Genomic DNA, 1,047 nt, shown 5'->3' with positions numbered 1-1,047 from the left:
AAGCCCCAGGTCGCCTACCGCGAGACCATTCGCAAGGCCGTGGAGAAGCACGAATACACCCACAAGAAGCAGACCGGTGGCTCGGGTCAGTTCGCCAAGGTCATCATCAAGCTGGAGCCCCTCGTGGACGCCGAAGATGGTGCGACCTACGAATTCGACAACGCCGTCACCGGTGGTCGTGTCCCGCGCGAGTACATCCCGTCGGTGGATGCCGGTGCGCAGGACGCGATGCAGTACGGCGTTCTCGCCGGCTACCCGCTGGTCAACTTGAAGGTCACCCTGCTCGACGGTCAGTACCACGACGTCGACTCGTCGGAAATGGCCTTCAAGATCGCCGGCGCACAGGCTCTGAAAGAGGCTGCGCGCATGGCTAACCCGGTCATCCTGGAGCCGATCATGGCCGTTGAGGTCACGACTCCGGAGGACTACATGGGTGATGTGATCGGCGACCTGAACTCCCGCCGTGGCCAGATCCAGGCCATGGAGGAGCGCAGCGGTGCCCGTGTCGTCAAGGCGCAGGTTCCGCTGTCGGAGATGTTCGGCTACATCGGAGACCTTCGGTCGAAGACTCAGGGCCGGGCAAACTACTCCATGGTCTTCGACTCGTACGCCGAGGTTCCGGCGAACGTGTCGAAGGAGATCATCGCAAAGGCGACGGGCGAGTAATCGTCCCCGCCTGCGGGCTGCGCCTCGGCGCGAAAACAACGAAAGATAACCAACCGCTGTCGGGAACCACTCGGCAGAGATAACAGTCCAGGAGGACACAAGTGGGCAAGGCGAAGTTCGAGCGGACCAAGCCGCACGTGAACATCGGCACCATCGGTCACGTCGACCACGGCAAGACCACCACCACGGCCGCCATCACCAAGGTGCTGGCCGACAAGTACCCGGATCTCAACGAGAGCTTCGCGTTCGACCAGATCGACAAGGCTCCCGAGGAGAAGGCTCGTGGTATCACGATCAACATCTCCCACGTCGAGTACCAGACCGACAAGCGCCACTACGCGCACGTCGATGCTCCGGGTCACGCCGACTACATCAAGAACA

The 1,047-nt window shown here is 61.9% G+C and carries 1 protein-coding gene and 1 pseudogene; both read left to right on the top strand.

Translation table 11 applies throughout. The features are described from left to right. Positions 1-666, top strand: a pseudogene (gene fusA, locus B4L26_RS18015) (elongation factor G); the annotation flags it as partial. 101 nt (positions 667-767) lie between these two features. Continuing rightward, positions 768-1,047, top strand: a 280-nt coding sequence (locus tag B4L26_RS18010; RefSeq protein ID WP_290721134.1) for a GTP-binding protein, incomplete at its 3' end; no start/stop codon positions are given.

This window comes from Gordonia sp. UBA7599, from assembly GCA_002477755.1.
Classification (GTDB): domain Bacteria; phylum Actinomycetota; class Actinomycetes; order Mycobacteriales; family Mycobacteriaceae; genus Gordonia.
This window is presented reverse-complemented; position numbering and strand designations above follow the sequence as displayed.